The organism is Robertmurraya sp., from assembly GCF_036676585.1.
Lineage (GTDB): Bacteria > Bacillota > Bacilli > Bacillales > Cytobacillaceae > Robertmurraya_A.
The window spans coordinates 16,059-38,622 of record NZ_JAKFCQ010000215.1; the positions used below are offsets into that span (position 1 = coordinate 16,059).

Annotated in this window: 19 protein-coding genes and 1 other annotated feature; of the genes, 7 read left to right on the forward strand and 12 right to left on the reverse strand. The window is 38.4% G+C overall.

Features of this window, described 5'->3' with window-relative positions; all coding sequences use genetic code 11:
- Positions 1–40: 40 nt before the first annotated feature.
- Together ACGLXV_RS25430 and proB (ACGLXV_RS25435) are read right to left on the reverse strand one after the other, a co-directional pair.
- Entirely contained in the window at positions 41–1,288 is a 1,248-nt protein-coding gene (locus ACGLXV_RS25430; protein ID WP_391560818.1) for a glutamate-5-semialdehyde dehydrogenase, read from the reverse strand.
- The gene (proB, locus tag ACGLXV_RS25435) at positions 1,285–2,415 is read right to left on the reverse strand and encodes a glutamate 5-kinase (RefSeq protein WP_391560819.1); all 1,131 of its coding nucleotides are present in this window, start codon (positions 2,413–2,415) and stop codon (positions 1,285–1,287) included. The genes ACGLXV_RS25430 and proB (ACGLXV_RS25435) overlap by 4 nt, the downstream gene beginning before the upstream one ends.
- Before the next feature lie 49 nt (positions 2,416–2,464).
- Positions 2,465–2,674 (reverse strand) — a binding site (T-box leader).
- Positions 2,675–3,010: 336 nt separating this feature from the next.
- On the opposite strand from proB (ACGLXV_RS25435), the gene ACGLXV_RS25440 reads away from it, so the two are divergent.
- From ACGLXV_RS25440 to ACGLXV_RS25455, 4 genes are all read left to right on the forward strand, one after another.
- A complete protein-coding gene (locus tag ACGLXV_RS25440; protein ID WP_391560820.1) occupies positions 3,011–6,517 on the forward strand; it encodes a bifunctional 2',3'-cyclic-nucleotide 2'-phosphodiesterase/3'-nucleotidase in 3,507 nt (1,168 codons plus the stop codon).
- Between the two features lie 291 nt (positions 6,518–6,808).
- Complete coding sequence (gene proC / locus ACGLXV_RS25445; RefSeq protein ID WP_391560821.1) at positions 6,809–7,666, forward strand: pyrroline-5-carboxylate reductase; 858 nt, start codon at positions 6,809–6,811, stop codon at positions 7,664–7,666.
- 31 nt (positions 7,667–7,697) lie between these two features.
- Positions 7,698–8,828, forward strand: a complete 1,131-nt coding sequence (gene proB / locus ACGLXV_RS25450) for a glutamate 5-kinase (protein WP_391560822.1) — start codon at positions 7,698–7,700, stop codon at positions 8,826–8,828.
- Positions 8,829–8,841: 13 nt separating this feature from the next.
- Entirely contained in the window at positions 8,842–10,104 is a 1,263-nt protein-coding gene (locus tag ACGLXV_RS25455; RefSeq protein ID WP_391560823.1) for a glutamate-5-semialdehyde dehydrogenase, read from the forward strand.
- A gap of 55 nt (positions 10,105–10,159) precedes the next feature.
- Here the strand turns inward: ACGLXV_RS25455 and ACGLXV_RS25460 are convergent, their stop codons facing one another.
- Positions 10,160–11,317: an ABC transporter permease gene (locus ACGLXV_RS25460; RefSeq protein ID WP_391560824.1), complete on the reverse strand. Its 1,158-nt coding sequence runs from the start codon at positions 11,315–11,317 to the stop codon at positions 10,160–10,162.
- Positions 11,307–12,059: an ABC transporter ATP-binding protein gene (locus tag ACGLXV_RS25465; protein WP_391560825.1), complete on the reverse strand. Its 753-nt coding sequence runs from the start codon at positions 12,057–12,059 to the stop codon at positions 11,307–11,309. The genes ACGLXV_RS25460 and ACGLXV_RS25465 overlap by 11 nt, the downstream gene beginning before the upstream one ends.
- A 180-nt stretch (positions 12,060–12,239) precedes the next feature.
- Between ACGLXV_RS25465 and ACGLXV_RS25470 the strand changes: the two genes are divergently transcribed.
- Both ACGLXV_RS25470 and ACGLXV_RS25475 read left to right on the forward strand, forming a co-directional pair.
- A complete protein-coding gene (locus ACGLXV_RS25470; protein ID WP_391560826.1) occupies positions 12,240–12,938 on the forward strand; it encodes a LytR/AlgR family response regulator transcription factor in 699 nt (232 codons plus the stop codon).
- A gap of 8 nt (positions 12,939–12,946) precedes the next feature.
- Positions 12,947–13,930 (forward strand): sensor histidine kinase, encoded by a 984-nt coding sequence (locus tag ACGLXV_RS25475; RefSeq protein ID WP_391560827.1) that lies wholly within the window; start codon positions 12,947–12,949, stop codon positions 13,928–13,930.
- 29 nt (positions 13,931–13,959) lie between these two features.
- On the opposite strand, the gene ACGLXV_RS25480 is transcribed toward ACGLXV_RS25475, so the two are convergent.
- From ACGLXV_RS25480 to ACGLXV_RS25505, 6 genes are all read right to left on the reverse strand, one after another.
- Positions 13,960–14,238: a hypothetical protein gene (locus ACGLXV_RS25480; RefSeq protein WP_391560828.1), complete on the reverse strand. Its 279-nt coding sequence runs from the start codon at positions 14,236–14,238 to the stop codon at positions 13,960–13,962.
- 182 nt (positions 14,239–14,420) lie between these two features.
- On the reverse strand, positions 14,421–15,005 hold the full coding sequence (locus tag ACGLXV_RS25485) for a hypothetical protein (protein ID WP_391560829.1): 585 nt from the start codon (positions 15,003–15,005) through the stop codon (positions 14,421–14,423).
- Between the two features lie 8 nt (positions 15,006–15,013).
- Positions 15,014–16,189 carry an Alp7A family actin-like protein gene (locus tag ACGLXV_RS25490; protein WP_391560830.1) on the reverse strand — a complete coding sequence of 392 codons (1,176 nt, stop codon included), beginning with the start codon at positions 16,187–16,189 and terminating at the stop codon, positions 15,014–15,016.
- 382 nt (positions 16,190–16,571) lie between these two features.
- Positions 16,572–17,099, reverse strand: coding sequence for a DUF3231 family protein (locus tag ACGLXV_RS25495; protein ID WP_391560831.1), 528 nt, complete (start codon positions 17,097–17,099; stop codon positions 16,572–16,574).
- 65 nt (positions 17,100–17,164) lie between these two features.
- Positions 17,165–18,865: a GMC family oxidoreductase N-terminal domain-containing protein gene (locus tag ACGLXV_RS25500; protein ID WP_391560832.1), complete on the reverse strand. Its 1,701-nt coding sequence runs from the start codon at positions 18,863–18,865 to the stop codon at positions 17,165–17,167.
- Positions 18,858–19,472, reverse strand: coding sequence for a hypothetical protein (locus ACGLXV_RS25505; RefSeq protein ID WP_391560833.1), 615 nt, complete (start codon positions 19,470–19,472; stop codon positions 18,858–18,860). Before ACGLXV_RS25505 ends, ACGLXV_RS25500 begins: the two co-directional genes overlap by 8 nt.
- Before the next feature lie 172 nt (positions 19,473–19,644).
- Here ACGLXV_RS25505 and ACGLXV_RS25510 point away from each other — a divergent pair, with 172 nt between their 5' ends.
- Positions 19,645–19,827, forward strand: coding sequence for a hypothetical protein (locus tag ACGLXV_RS25510; protein WP_391560834.1), 183 nt, complete (start codon positions 19,645–19,647; stop codon positions 19,825–19,827).
- Positions 19,828–20,100: 273 nt separating this feature from the next.
- Here the strand turns inward: ACGLXV_RS25510 and iadA are convergent, their stop codons facing one another.
- Both iadA and ACGLXV_RS25520 read right to left on the reverse strand, forming a co-directional pair.
- Positions 20,101–21,273: a beta-aspartyl-peptidase gene (iadA, locus tag ACGLXV_RS25515; protein ID WP_391560835.1), complete on the reverse strand. Its 1,173-nt coding sequence runs from the start codon at positions 21,271–21,273 to the stop codon at positions 20,101–20,103.
- Positions 21,274–21,306: 33 nt separating this feature from the next.
- A partial coding sequence (locus ACGLXV_RS25520) for a YfcC family protein (RefSeq protein ID WP_391560836.1) occupies positions 21,307–22,564 on the reverse strand: 1,258 nt, incomplete at its 5' end.

Here is a 22,564-nt window from a genome sequence, read left to right on the forward strand (position 1 = left end):
GAGTAGCTAATGAATCTGCTACTCTATTTTTGACTACTTTTTATTCTCTTATTTGTCCGGTTCCACGAACAATGTACTTAGTGGAAGTAAGAGCTGGTAAGCCCATTGGACCTCGAGCATGAAGCTTTTGCGTACTAATCCCTATCTCTGCCCCAAATCCAAACTCAAAGCCATCGGTAAACCTTGTAGAAGCATTGTGATAGAGGGCTGCTGCATCTACCCTGTTAAAGAATGCCTCTACATTCTCAGCAGATTCCGAAATAATCGCTTCTGAATGCTTTGAACCATAGCTCGCAATATGACTGATTGCTTCATCGACATGAGATACCACTCGAAGTGCTACTGTTAGGTTTGAGAACTCGGTTTCCCAATCTTCTTCAGTAGCAGGAAGTAAATCTTTATCGATTTGTCTTGCCTTTTCATCGGCTCGTATTTCCACCTTTTTCTCTTGTAACGCTTTAATTAAATCCTCTAAATGCTCATCTGCCCACTTTTGATGAACAAGGATCGTTTCTGCAGCATTACACACAGATGGTCGCTGAGTTTTCGCATTGACAGCAATATCGATTGCCATTTTATGCCCTGCACTTTCATCAATATAAATATGGCAGTTTCCCACCCCTGTTTCAAGAACGGGAACGGAAGCATTATTTACAACAGATTGAATAAGGTTTGCTCCTCCTCTAGGGATGAGCACATCTAGGTACTCTGTTAACTTAAACATTTGAGAAGCTGTTTCTCTGCTTGTATCTTCTAGTAACTGCACCGCTTCCTGAGGACATTCACTCTTCTCAAGTGCACGGTGAATGACTGCTACAATCGATTTATTTGAATGAATCGCAGATGAACTTCCTCGCAACAACACCGCATTTCCGGTTTTAAGGCAAAGACTTGCTGCATCCACCGTGACATTGGGTCTTGCTTCATAGATCATTCCGACCACTCCAAGAGGAACACGGACCTTCTCAATATGAAGACCATTTGGGCGATCCCATCCCTCCAGAATCTCTCCTACAGGATCTGGTAAGGTAGCTACTTGTCTTACTCCTTCTGCCATGTCTAGAATACGTTCTTCTGTTAATTGGAGACGATCGAGTAAGTGATCTCCCATCCCGCTTTGCTTTCCAGCCTCAAGATCCTTCTTATTTTCTTGTAAAATAAAAGGGATATCCTCTACTAACTGATTGGCAATAAGGAGCAGTGCATCGTTTTTCTGCTTGGTGGTACAAAGAGCTAAGCTAGTTGCTAGCGTGCTTGCCAGACGTGCCTTTTCTAATAATTCTGTCATCTCTGTTTCCTCTCCTTTGTAAAAGTAACCCAGTTATCTCTGTGAATGACTTCAATTCGATTATGCATATTTACTATATTTGCTTCTTTACTAGAAAGTCCTTTAATTTTGGATAGCTCATCAACTGTATAATTGATTTGTCCTTTTCCAATTAACTCTCCTTTTTCATTCCATACCTCTACCACATCACCACGTGTAAAGGAACCGTCAACTTTTTTTACCCCTGCTGGCAAAAGGCTTTTCCCTTGATGAATGACGGCATGTTCAGCCCCTGAATCAATATCAATTCGCCCGGCAATATGTGAGTGAATCCCTATCCACTGTTTCTTACTTTTTAATGAAGTCCCTAGGTTATAGCCAATATAGGTGCCATCACCCTTACCAGTAACGATATCTATTAGCTTATCCGTTCCTTCACCCTTGCCTATAAACACCTTCACACCGACAGATAAAGCCGTTTTTGCTGCCTCAAGCTTAGAACGCATCCCACCTGTACCGACCTTTGAACCAGAACCTCCAGCAACCTCTAATACATCCTCTGTAACCTCAGGGAGAAAATTATACTTTTTGGCGTTCGGGTCTTTGCGTGGATTTCCGTCATACAAACCATTTATATCTGTAAGAATAATGAGCATATCGGCATGAATTAATCCACTAACCAAAGCAGAAAGCATGTCGTTATCACCAAATGTTAGTTCATCTACCGCAACCGAATCATTTTCATTAATAATTGGTATGACCCCACGTTTTAATAGTTCAGATAATGTGGAATAGGCATTATTGTATTGTTCTTGTTGGGAAAAATCATTTCTTGTTAGAAGAAGCTGTGCTGATACAATTCCTTCTTTTTGAAACTCTTCAAAGTAGCTTTGCATGAGTAAGCCCTGACCCACAGCGGCAGCCGCTTGCTTACCAGCAATGGTCACAGGTCTTGTCTGATATCCTAAAACTGAAAACCCTGCAGCCACTGCTCCTGAAGAAATAAGAATCACTTCGTTTCCTTCCTTCTTCAGCTTTGACAGTGCAGCCACATGCTCTGCGATCTTATTCTTTGATAGACCACCTTGCGTATTCGTTAACGAACTACTCCCGATTTTTACAACAATGCGCTGTTTGGCCACTTCCATCCCTCATTCTTTAAAATTGTCCGTCTAAATAAAAAAACTCCTCCATCCTTAAAAGGACGGAAGAGTTTATCCGCGGTACCACCTTTTTAGCAACCTAAAAAGGCTGCCTCTCAAAACCCCGTAACGAGGGGAAACGGTTAGTTTTTGCTAACTGCTCAAGGACAGGTTCTATCTGTCAGCGGTGGCAGGGACTCTCAGCCTAGGACCCCACTCTCTTCACACATGTACAAGATGTACTAATTCCTCTCATCGCTTCTTCGTTCATCATTTCTTTGCAGAATATTATAATTTTTATCCATATATTCGTCAAGGATATTTATCCTATTCGCCTTTGTTAAATTTTTCTTTTTAGAGAACAACTTCACCCTGTTAATCTCTTCCAAAATTGATCATTCATGTAATTATACCTATACTAATCTATATATCAGAGGTAGAAAAGACCACGTGAAATTTGTCGATTTTTCTGCACATTAGGTCTATCTATTCAACTTATTAAACTTAGTAATTTTTTAACACCAACTTAATATTAGCCATGCTATATTTTATCTTAGAGACCCTAAATATCTCAATAAGACGATAAGGATGGATGGATCGAATGAAACTGCAAAGCAAAAAGAAAGGTAATAAGATTTTATCTAGCACACTTGCTCTCAGCATGATTGCAGCACCATTAATACCAACCAATGTACTTGCAGCAAAGCCTTCCGTTGACAAAGTTCAATCAGAAGTTGAACTTCGTATCATGGAAACAACTGATATTCATACGAATCTATTAGACTTTGATTATTACAAGAATGCAACCGCTCCAAAGTTAGGTTTGGCAAAAACTGCGACACTTGTAAAAGAAGCACGAGCACAGGCAGATAACTCTGTACTAGTAGACAATGGTGACCTAATTCAAGGGACTCCTCTTGGAACGTACAAAGCCAAGATTGATCCTTTAGAGGACGGAGAGGTTCACCCAGCTATTAAAGCAATGAACTTAATGGGTTATGACATGGCAACCCTTGGAAACCATGAGTTTAACTATGGTTTAGACTATCTTGATGAAGTATATGATGATGCGGACTTCTCGTTCGTTAATGCGAACGTTTATGTAGATGATCATGATAGCGATCCAACCAACGATGTAAATAAATATACCCCTTATAAGATTATTGAGAAAAAAGTAACGGATGAAAACGGCAAAACAGCTGTTATTAAAATTGGTTATATCGGATTTGTTCCACCTCAAATCAACGAATGGGATAAAGCCAATCTTGATGGAAAAGTTATTACAAAGAATGTCGTAGAATCTGCCGAACGTTTTGTTCCAATGATGAAGGAAGAAGGAGCTGATGTAATTGTTGCAATGGCTCACTCTGGCTTTAGCGGCAATGAAACAAACACAGAAGATACGGTTTATGCACTAAGTAAGGTAGAAGGAATTGATGCCATTACCTTCTCACACACTCATAAAGTATTTCCTGCAAAAGATGTTAGTTCACTAGATGCATTATTCAAAGGTGCTGATGGACAACCTCTACCTGGCGTAGACAATGCGAAGGGAACCATTAATGGCGTAGCTGCTGTGCAAGCTGGTTACGGCGGTGGAGCTTTAGGTATTATCGACCTTACCCTACAAAAGGTAAAAGGAAAATGGTCAGTAGCAAACTCTCAATCCTCTACTAGAGCCATTGATACCGTTCAACCAGATCAGGCAATCGTTGATGCTGTAAAAGATGTTCACGATGCTACGATTGACTATGTAAACACACCAATTGGTGAAACAACTGACGATATTTACAGTTATTTTGCCCTTGTGCAAGATGACCCATCTATCCAAGTGGTTACAAACGCACAAAAATGGTATGTAGAAAAGTATATTGGTCTAAATAAACCAGAATTAAAAGACCTTCCTATCCTTTCTGTTGGTGCGCCGTTTAAAGCAGGACGAAATGGTGTTGAAGAGTATACAGAAATTAAGCAAGGCGACTTAACGATTCGTAGCGCTGGTGACTTATACCTTTACGACAACACATTAAAAGCAGTGAAAGTAAAAGGTTCAGTTGTTAAGGAATGGATTGAGATGACTGCAGGTAAATTTAATCAAATTGATCCTAGTAAAACAACTGCCCAAGAACTATTAAATCCAGCTTTCCCAGTTTATAACTTTGATGTCATTGATGGTGTTACTTATCAAATTGATGTAACACAACCTGCTAAGTATGCAACAAATGGTTCTCTATTAAACCCTGAATCTAGTCGTGTTGTAAACCTAGAGTACAACGGTGAACCAGTAGACCCTGAGCAGGACTTTATCGTTGTGACTAACAACTACCGTGCTGGTGGTGGCGGTAACTTCCCAGGACTAAAGGGTAGTGAATTAGTCGTTGATTCTGCGGATGAAAACCGTCAGATTTTAATGGATTATATTTCTGAAGAAAAAGTAATTACACCAACTGCCGATAACAACTGGTCAATCGCTCCTATTTCAGGTGATGTGAATGTAACATTTACAACTTCACCCAAGGCAGAACAGTATATTGGTGAAAATAGCCCATTCTCTTACACTGGTAACACTGATTCAAAAGGATTTGGTATCTTCAATATTGACCTAAATCGGGCTGTTAAGGTTCAGCTTTTAGGTGTAAATGACTTACACGGTCAGTTAGACACTGTTACAAAAGTTGGTACATCTTTGGCTGGACAAATTGAATATACTGCTGGTGCGTTAAAGCAAGAAGAGGCTACTAACCCTAATACATTAATCATGCATGCTGGAGATATGATTGGAGGCAGCCCTCTTATTTCGGCTCTTTTCCAAGATGAACCAACCATTGAAGTACTAGAAGCAATCGGCTTTGATGCTGGTACTCTAGGAAACCATGAGTTTGATGAAGGAATTGATGAATTAAAACGTATCATCAATGGTGGAGACCATCCAAACGGTAACCCTGGTTATGACGGGATCAACTTCCCTCTTGTGGCAGCAAATGCTTATGATACGAGAGACGGTAAGTTAATTACTGAACCATATACTGTGCTTGAGACGGGTGGACAAAAGATTGGTGTTATCGGGGTTGTTACTCAAGAAACTCCTTCTATGATTGTTAGAAAAGGCAATGAGACTCTTCAAATTACGGATGAAGTAGAAGCTATTAACAAGTACACAGCTGAATTAAAAGCTCAAGATGTAGAATCGATTGTTGTTCTTGCACATAACCCAGCTACACAAACAGGCTATACAGATTCCTATGATGCTAGTAAAATCGCAGAACAAGTGAATGATGAGGTAGACGTCATTTTTGCTGCTCACAACCATGTGAAAGTAAACCGTGTCGTTGATAATAAACTGATTGTACAAGCTTATTCTTATGGCTCTGCTTTCTCTGATGTGGAACTTGAAATTGATCCCTTCACAGGAGATATTTTCAAAAAATCAGCTGAAATTAAAACAGTTTACCAAGATAAATACACTCCGGATCCGGAAGTTGCTTCAATCATGAACAAGTATAAGGAAAAAGTAGAACCTATTAAAGCACAGGTGGTTGGACAATCTCTTACTACCCTTGAAAAAGGATACCCAACTATTGCTAGTCAATATAGTGATCTGCCTCTAGGTAACTTAATCGCCGATGGCATGAAAGAGGCAATGGATTCTGACTTTGCGTTAATGAACGGTGGTGGAGTTCGCTCTCCTCTTGAAGCAGGTGAAGTCACGTACGGTGATCTATTCGCTATTCAGCCTTTTGGTAATGTACTGAACAAAGTGAATCTAAGTGGTGAAGATTTACGCGTCATCCTAGATGAGCAAATTACAGCAAGAGGTCTTGACTACCATATCTCTGGATTCAAGTATACGTACACATATGACGATGCTTCAAAAACAGGAAAAGTCGTGGATATCACTTTACCAGATGGAACTCCAATTGACCCAGCTAAAGAATATAGTGTGGTTGTAAACAACTATATGTACGGCAATATCAGCACAAGCATTGGTAAGCTTTCTACCGATATGGAAGTGGGAGATGTGGATTTAGATGCGACTGTACAGTTTGTTAAATCATTAACTTCCCCTATTGACTACAAGTCTGAAGGAAGAATTCAAAGAGTAAACTAACACCCTTGCTCTCAGGAGATTACGTTCTCTTGAGAGCTTTTTCATGTTCGTTTATCCAGAAACACCCACCCTTCTATATCAGAATAATCTTGATATTTACGACTGAGACGCTTTATATCATGCTGAGACGCTTTCTCGAGGCTACAACTTCTAATGGTAACGCTTACACTTACTAATTGGAAGAAATGCTCCTAACATTTCTTGAACTCCTTGAATATGAAAATCATCGTGTTAGTATTAAATTCTGAGATACATTACGAACAAAAATACGAACGCTATTGGAGAGATGAGATGATACACAATAAGACTCTTTGCTTTATAGGTGCAGGTTCAATGGCAGAAGCAATGATTGCTGGATTTGTTTTATCGGAAAAGATCCCAGCAGAAAATATTATTGCTACAAACCGCTCGAATAAACAAAGATTAGCTGCACTTGAAGTGAAGTATGGAATTAAAGGAATGAAGCTTGAACATTTACCGTTTGACCAAATAGATATTTTTATATTGGCAATGAAACCAAAAGATGTGGATCAAGCATTAAGCTATTTAAAACAGCAAATTAAACCTAACCAACTCATATTGTCAGTCCTAGCTGGAATTACAACAACATACCTAGAACAAAACCTTCATGATGACCAGCAAGTAGTTCGAGTGATGCCGAATACATCAAGTGCAATCGGTGAATCCGCTACTGCCCTATCCCCAGGTCATAAAACAGCAGAAAATCACGTACTTGAAACGAAAGAATTACTCAATTGCATTGGTTCCGTCTTTCAAATCGAAGAGAAAAATATGGATATTTTTACAGGGCTTGCGGGAAGTGGCCCGGCCTATTTCTATTACTTAATGGAGCATATGGAACAGCAAGGAGCAAAATCTGGCTTTGATTTAGAAACCACGAGACAAATTATCGCTCAAACGATTGTCGGAGCTGCAAAAATGGTTCAAGAACAAGATGAAACACCTGCTGTTTTGAGAGAAAAAGTGACCTCCCCTAATGGCACCACAGCTGCTGGCCTACAAGCACTAGATGTGAATGGCGGTGGAAAAGCAATAGCTAAAGCCGTCGAGTTTGCTGCCAAACGTTCAAAAGAAATTAGCGAGCAGATAAAAGAAAGTCTTTTAGTTAGATCCACCACAAATAAGTAAAGATAGATAAATTGGTCTCAGGAGTGATAAAATGACGACCCTTGATAACAGTAAGAAGCGGGTTGTAATAAAAGTAGGAAGCAGTTCTTTAACCAGTCGACATGGAGAAATTAGTCGGCGAAAACTTGAAAAGCTAGCAGATGAAATTGCTCTCTTAAAGGATGCTGGTCATGAAATTGTATTTGTATCCTCCGGAGCTGTCGCGGCTGGATATCGTAAACTAGGCTGCATTAACCGCCCCACTTCTCTCCCAGAGAAACAAGCGGCTGCCTCTATTGGCCAAGGATTATTAATTGAAGCCTATTCAGAGATTTTCCTATCCCACGGCTATATTGCCTCACAGATATTAATTACACGTAGTGATTTTTCCGATGAAACCCGGTATCACAATGTTCGAAACACACTGAATGTATTATTAGAACGAGGAATTATTCCTATTGTTAATGAAAACGACACCGTTACAGTCGACAGGTTGAAGTTTGGTGATAATGATACTTTATCTGCTAAAGTAGCTGGTTTAATTGAAGCTGACCAATTGATCATTTTATCTGATATAGATGGCCTTTACGATTCAGATCCTCGCAAAAATGAACATGCCAAACTTCTAGAAAAAGTATACGAAATTACACCTGAAATTGAACAAGGTGCAGGTGGTTCAGGAAGTGTTGTTGGAACAGGAGGAATGAAGTCTAAGATTGATGCAGTGAAGATTGCTATGGCTTCAGGTATTAGTACGTTTCTTGGTAAAGCAACCATTTCAAATATATTAAATGATGCCGTTCAAGGTACCGCCAAAGGGACTTATTTCGAAGTTTCTACCGAGACGGTCAACTTAGATCAAAAGAAACAATGGATTGCCTTTCACTCTGGTCCAAAGGGAGAAATTTTCATAAACGAACAAGGAAAGCTCTCCATTGTTGAGTGTAAACAGAGCATTCTATCTTCCCATATTGAGAAGGTGAACGGACGGTTTGAAAAAGGTTCTGTTATTCGAATCCTAGATCACCAGAGCGAAAGAGTTGGATTAGGTGTAGTGAATTATTCAACTGAAGAACTTGAGCTGATTATGAAATCTATAGGTAAAGAATTGAGGAATGATGAGGTTGTTCAATTCGAACACTTTGTGTGTGAATTAGAACTATCACTGCCTGTTGTCATATAAAAGGAGGAATAACATGTCAGTAACAAAGGAACTCACAAATGTTGAAGCGCAAGCCATTGCTGCAAAAAAAGCAGCAAAAGTCCTTAGCCAATTATCAACTTCTGAAAAAAATACAGTTTTGCATGTTCTAGCCGACGCGTTAGTAACAAAGACCGAAGTGATTTTAGAGGCAAATAAGCTAGACTTAGATGCGGGGCGAGCAAAAGGCTATGAAGTCGCCTACATGGATCGTCTGGCCCTCTCTAAAGAAAGAGTATTGGAATTTGCTGAAGGTCTACGACAAGTAGCTACTCTAGAGGATCCAACGGGGAAGATTCTATCAAGTTGGACATTAGACAATGGTTTATTGGTTGAAAAAGTAACCGTTCCATTAGGTGTTATAGGAATGATCTATGAGGCACGTCCAAATGTGACCGTTGATGCCACCGGTCTTGCCCTCAAATCGGGAAATGCTATTGTCTTAAAAGGCGGATCATCTGCTTTATCATCAAACCAAGCAATCGTTCACGTCATGCATGAAGCACTTAATCACACCTTGGTTCCAAAAGAGGCTGTTCAATTCATCGCAAGTACAAATCGCGAAGCTACTCAGCAGCTTTTCACTATGAAGCAACATATCGATGTGCTCATTCCTAGAGGTGGAGCTTCTCTTATAAACGCGGTGGTGAATCAAGCAACCGTTCCTGTACTCGAAACTGGCGTTGGAAACTGCCACTTATACATTGATGTTGAAGCAGATGTTGATAAAGCATTAAACATACTCATTAATGCGAAAACGGACCGTCCTGCTGTATGTAATGCGTTAGAGACAGCCATTATTCATAAAGATTGGCTTACCAAAAACAAGAGTCATCTTGTTGAGATTTTCAATAAACATGGAATTATCATTCATGGCGATAAAACGGCTCAAACCTATATACCAAATGCCGTCCCAGCGACGGAGGAAGATTGGGCAAACGAATATTTAAGCTTAGACTTAGCCGTCAAAACCGTTAACAACGTTGAAGAAGCAATTGACCATATTGAAGTATACGGAACCAAGCATTCCGAAGCAATTGTAACCGAGAATAAAGAAACAGCGAAAAAATTTATGAGTTTAGTAGATGCATCAGCTATATACCATAATGCATCCACACGGTTTACGGATGGCGGAGCACTTGGATTTGGAGCAGAGATAGGAATTTCTACTCAAAAGCTACATGCTCGCGGACCAATGGGCTTACCTGCCTTAACAACAGTGAAATTTATGATGTCTGGTAACGGACAAATACGATGATAAATCGAAAAGGACGATCATGATGAGGGATGTGCTCATGATCGTCCTTCTTATTTTAATTCATTACCCATTTATCCTTAAGGAAGAGGATTCTACAAACAATAAAGACGATTGCTAAGAGGAGAAGATTGCTTCCTAGGGACACAAGAATATGTTCATAATCTACAATACCGAATAATAATTCCTTCAGTAAGCTAAACAGATTAAGTACTGGGATAGCAAAATGATGAAACCCAAATTCATTTATACCGATTCCCGTCGTAATCATAACAGGAAAGACGGCAATCATCATAATCGGGGAACTATAGCTTTGAGCTTCTTTTACTGTTTTTCCAATAATACTCGTTAACATTAGTAGAGAGGCGGAAAACATTGCATAGACGATGATAACGAGTACACATACGCTAATAATTATCGGCATGTTATCACCAAAAGAAACTGCTTTCTTAAGATGTTCGGTTAGGAAAAATATCTCCAAACTCACTACAATTAACGTAACAAAACCAATGATTGCTCCAATGGAAGAGATGGTTAACCATTTGGATAATAACAAGGTAGCTCGATTTACTGGTGTCATCAAAAGGGCTTCCATGGTCTTCTTTTCTTTTTCTCCAGCAAATAAATCAGCTGCAGCTGGAGCTGACCCTACCCCAATAGCTATCGATAATATTAGTGGAATTAGCATGGCAAGAAGATCAATACTAGGGTCCTCTTCTGAAATTTCTCTTTGCTCAACTTGAAATGGATGCACAAGATCTAAATTTGCTCCCTCTGCTTCAAGTCGGTTTGCTATAATCTGCTTTTCATAATGATCAAGGGCTTCTGTAACCATGCCCATTAAAATAGTTGAGTTTTGACTGAATGAATCCCCAATTAATGTGAGCTTTGCATCTTCCCCATTTTCTATAGAGTTCAAAAACCCAGAGCTCACAATTAGAGCTCCCTGAGCTTCTCCACTCTCTACCGTCTTTTCTGGGTTATCAGATTTCAACAGACTAATATTTTCAAAAGGAACAAAGATACTTTCTACTTCAGGTGTAATACTATTCTCCACTGCAAGCTTATATTCTTCCCCTTCCCCATCTGAAACCATGTTCTCATAAAACAAGGTTAATCCTGTCATCATAATAATTGGTAGAAATACAGTTAACAATAATGTCCGTCTATCTCGAAAGCTATCTTTCATTTCTTTCAAATAGATATTAAGAAGCATGGTGATTGTTCCCCCTTACTAACTTACTCATAAAAATATAATTCAAATCACGACTACCTTCTGATTTGTATAAGTCTTCAATATTACCATGATAAATAAGCTCACCCATATGCATCATCGCCACAGAGTCACATAGCATAGAAACTTCCTCCATAATATGACTTGAAAAGATAATCGTCTTCCCTTTATGCTTTAGCTGGTGGACAAGCTGGCGGAATACATTCGAAGATGTGATATCAAGCCCTGTCGTTGGCTCATCAAATAGGATAATTTCAGGATCATGAAGTAACGTCCTAGAGATGGCTACCTTTTGACGCATTCCTTTTGAAAAACCGCCTACTTTTCTATCTAGGTAGTCTCTCATTCCAAACATCCTGGCCAGTTCATCGATACGCACCTTTGTTTCGTGCCGACTTAACCCATACAGCATAGCAAAATACTCTAGATTTTCACGGGCCGTCAATCGTTCATATAACCCGGTTTCACCTCCAAAAAGAACCCCAATCCTCTTCTTCACTTCATTGCCACTGCTTTTTGTATCGTATCCACACACACTTACTTTTCCTTCTGTAGGCTCAAGAAGTGTAGCAATCGTTCGTAATAGTGTTGTCTTTCCAGCTCCATTTTCTCCAAGAAGCCCTACCACTTGCCCTTCCTTAACTGACAGTGAAACATGCTTTAATGCTGTTACTGATGTTTTTTTTCCTTCAAACTTCTTTGTGACTTGTTGGATTTCGATCATATTTTTCACTCCAATGTCTCGATTTCATATGTTCATTCTACAAAGAAGCTTACATAAATTCTTTAACTATGTCGTGAATATTCCTTTTTCTGTCGTTAAAATGCCAAAATTACCCTTAGAGATGATAAAATAAACATCATACACGTACAATTTTGTGCAAGAAAACATGGAGAGATGAGTATGAGAGTAGGTTTAGTGGATGATCGATTCATTGATCTTGAAAAGCTAATTGGAATTGTTTCCGGCATCGAGGGAGTAGAAATTATCTTTTCTACTATATCTGCTAAGGTGGCCTATGAATCAATTAAAAAAGAGGAAATAGATTTGCTAATTGCTGATATTGAAATGCCTAATTTATCAGGCTACGAGCTTGCTGATATTATTCATTCTCATGCACTTAATATTTCCGTTATATTTGTTACCGGAAACAGCGGGTATGCTGTTCATGCGTTTGAACTAAATGTACATGATTACATTATGAAGCCATATACACGTGAACGGCTTATTCAATCCATCGAACGGTTAAAAGAGAAAACGAAGTCTACTGAAATTATTGGAAGACTTTATATTAAACAGCAAAACGATATTCATATTATCCAGAAGAAAGATATTGTCTTTATCGAACGTTCTGGAAGATCAACAACGATCTACACGAAAACAGATGAAATAAAAACATATCTCACTCTGAATGAACTAGAAGGAGAATTACGAGAAAGAGATTTCCTCAGGTCACACAGATCCTTTATTATTAACATCCATTATGTAAAAAATTTCTCTCTCTATGCGAAAAATTCATATATTGTAAGCTTTGAGGGGTTAGAAGCTCAAGCCATGATTACAAAGGAGAAGGTTAGTTATTTGCAGGAGCATTATTTTTAGGGGTGCATATGTTGAAATTGAATTTTATTTACTGGACGTTTATTGCCCTGCTGGCAGGCATACATATCTATTCATTGCTTTCGTTTTTAACGCTTAACATACCCGTTTACCTGCTTATTCTTATACTTGGTTTCCTAAGTTACCTTCTATATAAAAAGGCATTTTTGAACTTGTCCCACTTAGGAAACATCCTAAATATTTTTATCTTTGTACTTCAGCTAGTATTACTATTTTTATATTTTTCTCAGCAGTCATTTTTAGTCCATCTAGTTACTATCTTTCTGTTTATAGGTATTGAAGGGATTCGTTTTATAGCTGGTAGGATAATAGAAAAGGGAAAGATTGACCTCCTCCAGTTACATGAACAATATAACCAATTAAACGAAACATTCCGTGTCGTTAGAGAAGAACGCCATGACTTCTTAAAACACGTTTCCTCTGTGCATTTTATGGTTGAGAACAACCAAATAGAGGAAGCGAAGAACTATCTTGATGATATGGTTGGAAGCTATAAACAAACGAATCTTTCTATAAAGGGCGAACGAGGAGCAGTAGCTGGAGTTCTTCATTCCATGTATAAGAGGGCCCAGACACATCATATTGAAATCATTTACGATTTTGATCTCCCTCTATCCACCCTGCCTATCGCTGATAAAGAAGCGGTAGCTCTGATTGGGAACCTTTTATCCAATAGCATTGATGCTAGTATAGCTTGGCAGCAGGAACATAACATGCCCACACAAGTTACCATACAGTTTTATAAAAGAAGTGGCCTTTATATTCTAAATTGCAGAAACAATACCCTCCCCATTCCTAATCATATATTGGATGAACTTTATATAGCCTACGGGAATACAACCAAGGGAAAAGGTCACGAAGGATTAGGAACCAAAATCATTCATGATATTGTAAAAGAACACTTAGGCCTCCTAGACTTTACGTGTAAAGAAGGAGAATTTCTTGTCAAAATAAAAATCCCTGCCATACGTTAAGAGACCCCTTTATAAGGGGCCTTTTGTTTTTAGCTATTCCATAACATTAATACAGCAAAGGCAATGACCCATACCATCGGAATCAAATTAAGAATAACGGAAAGCTTCTTTCTTTTTCGATGGAATACCCAAGAAAGAATCGAGCTAACAATGACCGCCACCGGATATAAGGTAATAATAAGGACAAATAAAGAATTATAGAAACCAATGCCGGCATCAAAACTCATAAAAGACATACCCCAAATGACAAACCAAGGCAGTAAAGATAGGACATAAAGAATTTGAGTAATAATTAAAAATGGCTTCACTTGTATCTCCTCCTACATACAATGAACCTTACTAATTATCGAAATCTTAATACACAAAGTAAGTATATTACAAGATAAATATAATCATTCGAGTAGCATAAGGTTGTTAATACTTCCTGGGAAATTTTTTTAGGAAAATAAATAATCCCTTCATCTCGAATTAGACAAAGGGATCAGATATTCTATTTATTCATTTTTGAAAGAAAATCACCTAAAAGACTATCAAGGTCATTCTCGTGGTCGTGGTCCTCGTCTGTTGTTTCTGGTTCTTCCTGGCTGATACCTTCCCAACTAAAGGCATCCAGATCGTCTTCTGACGCCTCTAGCTCTTTTGAAACGGCTATTTCAGGGATAGGCTCAATGAAATGCTCATCAAGATTAGAATCCTCCTCCTGTAAATATAGTGCTTCAGAGATATCTAGAGCATTACTATTTAAGGACGCGAGCAATGCAGTTGCTCGAACAGGATCTGTTAACAGCTGGTACATGATACTTCCAAGCAAAGCCTCTGAATGCTCATGCTTTAACCAGTTTCGTTGGGATTTGCTTAATTTATGAGGAATGGGAATCGTGATTGTTTCCTGCTCCCTGGACGAAGACTGGCTAACTCCCTGCATGACAAATTCAGCTATTTTACTAGAAAAATTTCTTCTTTCGGTTTCCTTCAACTTTTGTAAATACTTTAATAAATGATCTGGCGTATCAGATGGAATTCGAAAGGAGATTGCTTGGCCCCTCTTCACTTCATTGGAAGCTGATTTTTTCATATCATCACCTATGAATTCTTAACTGGTTCTTGAGCTTTCTTTGGCTTTTCAACTTTTCTTACATAATCCGTAATAAGCTTGTAATAGGCATTGGCCATCATCCAAATACTCTCTTTTTCATCTTCAAAAAATTCAATATTGTAACCATCTAAATTATTATTTAGCGTTTTAATATAATCCTTTAATACATGAGCGCCGCCACCAACAAAATAACAGATTTCCGTTTGAGAGTTCTTTTGCCAAATATTCCTCAACAAACGGTATTGTTTTTTGGCTAACTCCAGTAAGATACGATCCGTTATGTCATGAACACTCGTACGACTTCCTTTCACCATAATATGATTACGATCATTTTTTCTGGTGATAATTTCTACGACATCACGACGGCTATCTAATTCCACCCCATGTTTTGTTCTTATTTCTTCTCTTATGGCTTCTAGAGATTCAGATACACCTAGATTGAACCCTTGTGCCTTATCATCGTCGACATTACGATTTTTAATCACTGCAATATCTGTGGAAAGTCCCCCGATGTCCTGAATAAGAATTCTTTTATCTATTAAATCCTTATTAATAATCTTTAGCTGGGTATCCATCACAAGATTAATATAAGCCGCAAAACCTTCTGGATATATTTTCACTTCATTAAATTTAATATTTACTTTTAACCCTTGATACTTAGGTGTAACAAGAAATTCTACTTGGTGGACAGAACCGACTAATTTCGAACGGTACCCCGCATCCTTTCCTTCCTTCACCTCACGTAGTGGAAGACCTGTACCAAGCGTGTAATTCGCATCAACCACTTGTTTTAATCTCGGAAAAATACCCGTATTCTCTTCTTTCACAGCATCCAATGCCAAGGTCGCAAACAGCATGACCAACGTTTGATCTTCTTCTGATTTACTACTTCCTGGGTCCAATTCTGTGGCATTGCTACTTTTCGTTGCAAGGTTTCCTACTCGATAAATGGCATTATTGTCTTTTAAGGCAGGAGAATGAACCTTAATATGAATGCCATCAAAGGGATTTTTACTATCCAGTTCCTCTATTCCAATGACCGGCCGATCCTCTGTATCCCTGGCAACAATATTAGGAATATTAATTTCATATTCCATCTCCCCAAAGATTGCTTTAATCGAGTCATTTCCAACATCTACTGCTGCAATTCTAGAGTTTGACATAATAGATCATCCCTTCTCATTTAATAGATTTATAGCTCTTAGTTGCTGATCACTTTTATGTATCTTTCTATTAAAGGGTATAGGAGATTACTAGATTATTCAATGAACCTTACTAAAAAGAAATGAAATTGTAAACCTGTAAACACCTTGTAAACAAAGGGCTTTTTGTAAACATAATTGTAAACAACCACTACAAATCCGTATACATATGATTAAAACGGGATGTATACACGTTTGTATACATGTAAACACAAATGTACACAAGTTGTTTACATTAAGTAAACGTGTATACGACTTTTGTAAACAAAGGAAATGAACTAATAAGCATCCCTTAAATTTTAAAAAGGTCCTACTTTAAGTAAGACCTAATCACATTTTGTAGTTATGATTTGTAATAGGGAGGAATGCGCAGCCATTCCTTTTGCTCTAGGTATTGTTTTACTTGTAGCCCTGAAAGTGTCTTTTTCATAATAATCTTTGAAAAAAGTAACCCAACGTCTGCCCGTATGGACTCCGTAAGGCCTCTTGCAGCGTATGCGACACCACTTGCTAAGTTATATGACATTAAGTTAGCTAACTCTTCATCATTTAATTTGGCACCCTCAGGTATATCACGAAAGTCCCCTACTGGTTTCTCAGGTGTACTTTTTGGGATTGGGACTCCTTCTTTAACTAAGAATTCTCTTATTTCATCTCTAATTGGAATATGTAAATTATCCTTTATATCTAAGATGATTCTTTTAAGTTCCTCATCCTGAGCGAGGTTGTACCCAATTTCCTGATTACGCAACGTAGTTTCCGTACCTAATAAGAAAAACCATAAATTCGTGACTTCCATTACATTTAAAGGCTTTTTTTCACCATCTAAAAATGGTTCGAATGCGTCATGAATCATCTCAAAAAGATTCATCTGATAACCCCTCCAGGCATGTCATTTCCTATAGTAGTATCATGACCATTCATTTAGTAATCATACTAATTGAAATATTTCTCAAATAGTTTTTCAGCTGTACGTGTCGCTAATGCCTGCGTGGTAAGAGTGGGGTTTACTCCACCTAAACCGTTATAATGAACACTATTATCAGCGATAAATAACTGTTTTACCTGGTAAGCTTCACAATTAGAATCAACTACAAACCCCATTCTCATTGTACTTTCCAAATGAATCATGATTCCTGCTGGCCAGTTAGATGAGATCATTTGTTTCGCCCCAGCTTTATGCAAAATATGAATAGCCATTTTCATTAATTCTTTTCTATTTTTTATAGATTTTTTTGTAGGAATATAGCTTAGGATAGGTATAGGACCATGTTCATCACTAATGGTAGGATGGAGGTTCAATCCATTTCTATGATCAACCTCATCGTCTGTAATGATTAGTATATTCAACGTTTTTTTATAATTTAACATTAAATCTTTTAATTTGCTTCCAACAATTTGATTATGAAATTCCCAGTTCGACTGTTCCTTTTGATAGATACTCCACCCAGATTGACTAATTCCATAGGAAAGAGAAGCTGTTAGTCCTGGGCTCATACCGGCCGTTTGCATCGAACCTAAGCCAGGAAAATCGAGTCTTGCACCACATGTATGTCCAATAAAAGGATTGATATCCGGCTCGCCTAAGATAGACATAAGGTCTTTTTCATTAAAGATTCCAGTTACCCAGTCCATATAATGGTTCGTTAACCCTTTTCCGACCCATGGATTTTGTGGGAGATTAGAATTTAACCAAAGTCGCGGGCTCTCTATGCTACCTCCAGCAAGAACAACCACCTTTGCTCTTAGTTCTTCCTCTTCTCCTGTCCATGTATCCCTAATACGGACTCCAGTCGCCTGTAACTCTCGTGAACAACTGGTATCTGTTAAGATTTTTATTGTAAATGAATTAGGTCTAATCGTGACATTACCCGTACTCAAAGCCAAAGGGATGTAACTAACTGTTGTTGATCTCTTTGCAACCTTATCTACTGAAGGTCCATGTGGGCAGCCATTGATACAATGTCCACAAAGGGTACATCCTTCCATCCTCGATAATTGTTCAAGTGAAACATTTACATTGTTAAGATTTTTATTTATAGGTAAGATCGCATTGGGCTGTGGTCGATAGCCCGGACTTGTAACATTTAAGGTGGAATTAAGCTGCCAGCCCGCTCTTTTTGCTCCGAAATAAAATAATTCTTCCTTTGCGGTTGTTGGTGCAAAGGAAACCGGTAATGTGGCTTCTACCTTTTCATAATAAGGAATGAGTTCTCGATAGGAAAGAGGCCATACTTCGTCAATAGCTGATGGAAAAGCACGAGGAGAATTAGCTGTATAATGCTGTGTGGACCCTCCCACACCCGCACTTTGCCATATAATTTGCTTATGTGGTGATAAGCGAACCCATGGTGCCCGCTCTCTATTTGCTGGTCCCCATCGAAATCTACCTGTAACCAAATTATTCATGTTATCTTCATACTTGTTCATTTGTTGCCTATAAAGAGATATATCTAAATCATTTTTATCGGAACTTTCTTTTGCACAAGAATAAAGATTTGGATTTGGCCACTTTTGATTTCCATACCATGGGCCTGCTTCTATAATTAACACCTTTAGACCCTTTTCCCCAAGCTCTCTTGCTATAACTGCTCCACCACCTCCTGCACCAATGACAATTACATCTGGATTAGACATGAAGATTTCCCCCTTTTTTCGGATCACCTAATAAAAAACCACGAAGATTCCGATATCCAAAAGCTGGTCCTGGGTATTTTGTTTGAATCCACCCAATTGGAAAATACTCGATACGTTTATACTCATGTCGGTTAAATCGAGTTGAGCCATATCCAGTCCATTCCGAATAATAGCCCAAAAACGTTAGCTGGGTTATAGTATTCTTCATACTTTGTGTTAAACCTGGATTGTTGGTAAAAGGTTCTGGTAAGCTCTCCAAAGGTACTTCTAATCTTTCTAGCAAGTTGAGTGCCATTAGTCTCTCATTACGTGAAAGAGTAGAGAATACCCCTTTCCTAGGAAATGCCCATGTATGGTAAAAATACACTTTTCTTTCTATGTACAATAGTTGAATAGCAGCAATGTCTAATAAGTTAGCTGTCTGTTTTGACAATGGGATCGTTACTCCTTGATTTATAGAAGAGGGCAAAGTCTGATCCAAAACTGCTATAACATACCCATAAACCACTTCATCCATTGGAGAAGCCTGAAGAATGGCGTCCACCGCAGCTTGGATGGTTATCCTCGTATGAGCATCAAGTATTTCACTGGTTAAAAGTTTTATCATGTCCTTCCCTCCTACAAACAAAAATCCCCATCCTTTAATTGTATTTGGAAATTTGAAAGGATAGACTACTTAATTAGAGGAAGCAAAAAACCCGCGCCATCTTAGTAACGGGTCGGGTTTTCGAGTACAAAAACTATTGGGGATTGATGTGCTGAAAGTGGTAGGTAGGTGTTTGGATATTCAAGTGAGGAAGACAAGTTATCTGAAAGAAAAGACACTGTTGTTATTCATTGTTGACTTTTTCGAGGAGGTATGGGAATTCGTAGGCGGAGAAATTCCGGTTAATCTGGATAGTAGGGCTCAAAAAGCAGATATAAGCGGAAATATTCCGATTAACTTCTCTATATTTACCTAAATTTAAAGATTAAGTTCATATAAGCGGAAAAACTCCGCTTATTTTGCGGGAAATGTTGGTATTTCCCAAAATTAACGGAATTTCTCCGTTAATTTTTCAAACTTAGTGAAGACAATGTATAAAATGCTTGGAGACATAATGTTCCAAGCATTTTTGCTTATCAAATTGCCTGTAATTTGCTGTGAATTACCGTTTGAATAGCAAGGTTAGTTCTAATTTTGTACTTCAAAATCGAATTACTTACCTTCTTAGGTACAAGTTTATTTTTGGAATTTACTCAAAGGTCCCTTTCACTAAAGGAGAACCTTGGGCCACCATTATTTGACCCTTTGCAATAACCGTTTGAATGGTTAAAGTTTCTTTATCTAGAATTACAAGATCCGCATCCTTACCTTTTTGAATATTCCCTTTTTGAGATAGTTTGAGAACTTGTGCTGGATTTGATGTAATCACTTGAATTGCTTGCTCTAGAGGGACTTTCTCATTTATTACTGCATCCCTTACCTCCCGGAATAACGAAGCCGTTTTCCCCACTTTTAGCCCTTTAAATTCGCCCCTTTCATCAAAATAAGGAAGACTTGCCTGCCCATCTGATGAAAAAGTAATACTGCTAATGGGGATGTCTTTTTCGAGCATTAATCTTAATCCTGTCGAACACTTCACTTCTCCTTCTTCTAAAAATTGAGGAATGGTGCTAGTGGTCAAGTCGACATACCCACCCTTCTTTGCATACGTAATACCCGCATCAAATAACTCCTTATTACGATTAATATGAGTAGGATGGAAATGTCTAGCAGGAATTTCTGTCTTCTCGATGATCTCTTCTAGCAATGATAGTTTTTCCACTCCATCCCCTACATGGATTTCTATAAGTCCAGCTTTTCCAGATAAGATCCCACCATTTCTAGCTGCTGTTGCAATTTTAACCATTTCTTCAAACGTAGGCTGAGAGGAACGGTGATCAGAAATGGCCACTTCTCCAACACCAATAATTTTGTCGATTAGAATTAAATCGTCTTCAATTCTAGAGGTTAATGTTTTGACTGGTACTTGATAAGAACCTGTATGGATATAACAGGTCACACCTTCTTCTTCTAGTGCTCGAGCCTTTGCTAGGAGGCTTTCCATTCTCCGGGTTGTTCCATCCGTTCCAAGTACACCAACTAGGGTTGTTACACCAGACATCGTTATATCTGTTAACATAATTTCTGGGGTTCTTGTTTTGAATCCACCTTCTCCTCCACCACCAATAATATGAACATGAGAATCAATGAATCCAGGCACGATAAGTTGACCAGATGCGTCAATCACTTCGATAGGGACAAAAGAAGAAGGAGTGTTTATTTGCTCCTCTATAAAAGCAATTTTATCGTCTGCAATGAGGATATCTCTTACACCAAGATAGTTTGGTGCATAGACCTCTCCGTTTTTTAATAACTTTAACAAAGTTCTTCACTCCTAACTGTCAGTCCATATGAGCTAAAATGGCCCATAACCAATAAAATAGGCAATTACAACAGCCACTAAACCAATCAAGTATTGAATAAATACTAATGGCAACACCCATTTAGCCCATTTTGTCCACGGAATACCTGCGATAGCTAGACCAGCCATTAATGTACCTGCTGTTGGAAAAATAATATTTCCAATTCCATCTGCAAATGAAAAAGATAACACGGCGGTTTGTCTAGTGATGTCTAGTAAATCAGCAAGCGGTGTCATAATAGGCATAGTTAACATTGCATGGCCACTTCCAGATGCCAAAACGAAATGAATGATAGCTTGAAAATTATACATCCCAATTACACTTAAATAAGCCGGCACATCTTTAATGGCTTCAGATATTCCATACAACATTGGGTCAACAATAGAACCCTCATTTAAAACAACAAGCGTAGCACGAGATAAGCCAATAACAAGCGCTCCTCCAATTAATGCCGCTGAACCGCTTGTAAAGGAGCTTACTAGCTTATCAGCTGATAATCTCCCTATTAATCCAATAATAACCGTTAATGCTACGAATAATGCAGCAATCTCTGTGATATACCATTGATATTTAATAACCCCAAATGCCAAAACCACATAGTTTAAAAGAAAGGCTGTTACAATAAATTTATGCTTCGCTGTAAACTTAACAGAAGTAGACACTAAATCTGATGCACTTTCCTTTGAATAATTCCCATAGAATCCAATTTCAGGATTTTTCTTTACCTTCATTGCGTACCGATACACAAATACTACAGAAACAAGATAGACAATCACAAACAGAATCAGTCGATATCCCATTCCGGAAAACATAGGTAACTCAGCAATTCCTTGAGCAATTCCTACTGTAAATGGATTCATCACAGCTGTTGTAAACCCTGCTGAAGCCCCTAATATCACCATTGCTGTACCAGTAATGGTGTCAAAACCCAATGCTAAAGCTAAAGGGATGAGTAGTGGAATGTAAGCGAGCGTTTCTTCTGCCATCCCCATTAATGACCCACCTATAGCAAAGAATAACATCATCACCGGGATCAGTAGCTTTTCACGTTTAGTCAGTTTATTGGCCATTGTTTGGATTAATACATCAACGGTTCCAGTTGCACTTAATACGCCAAAAAAACCTCCAATAATAAGAACAAAGAAAATAATATTAGCTGCTTCTACCATTCCAGTATGAATAGATTGAATCATATTAAACGGGCCAACAGGAGTTGCATCCTTCCACTGAAAGGTATCAGGGTCTACAACA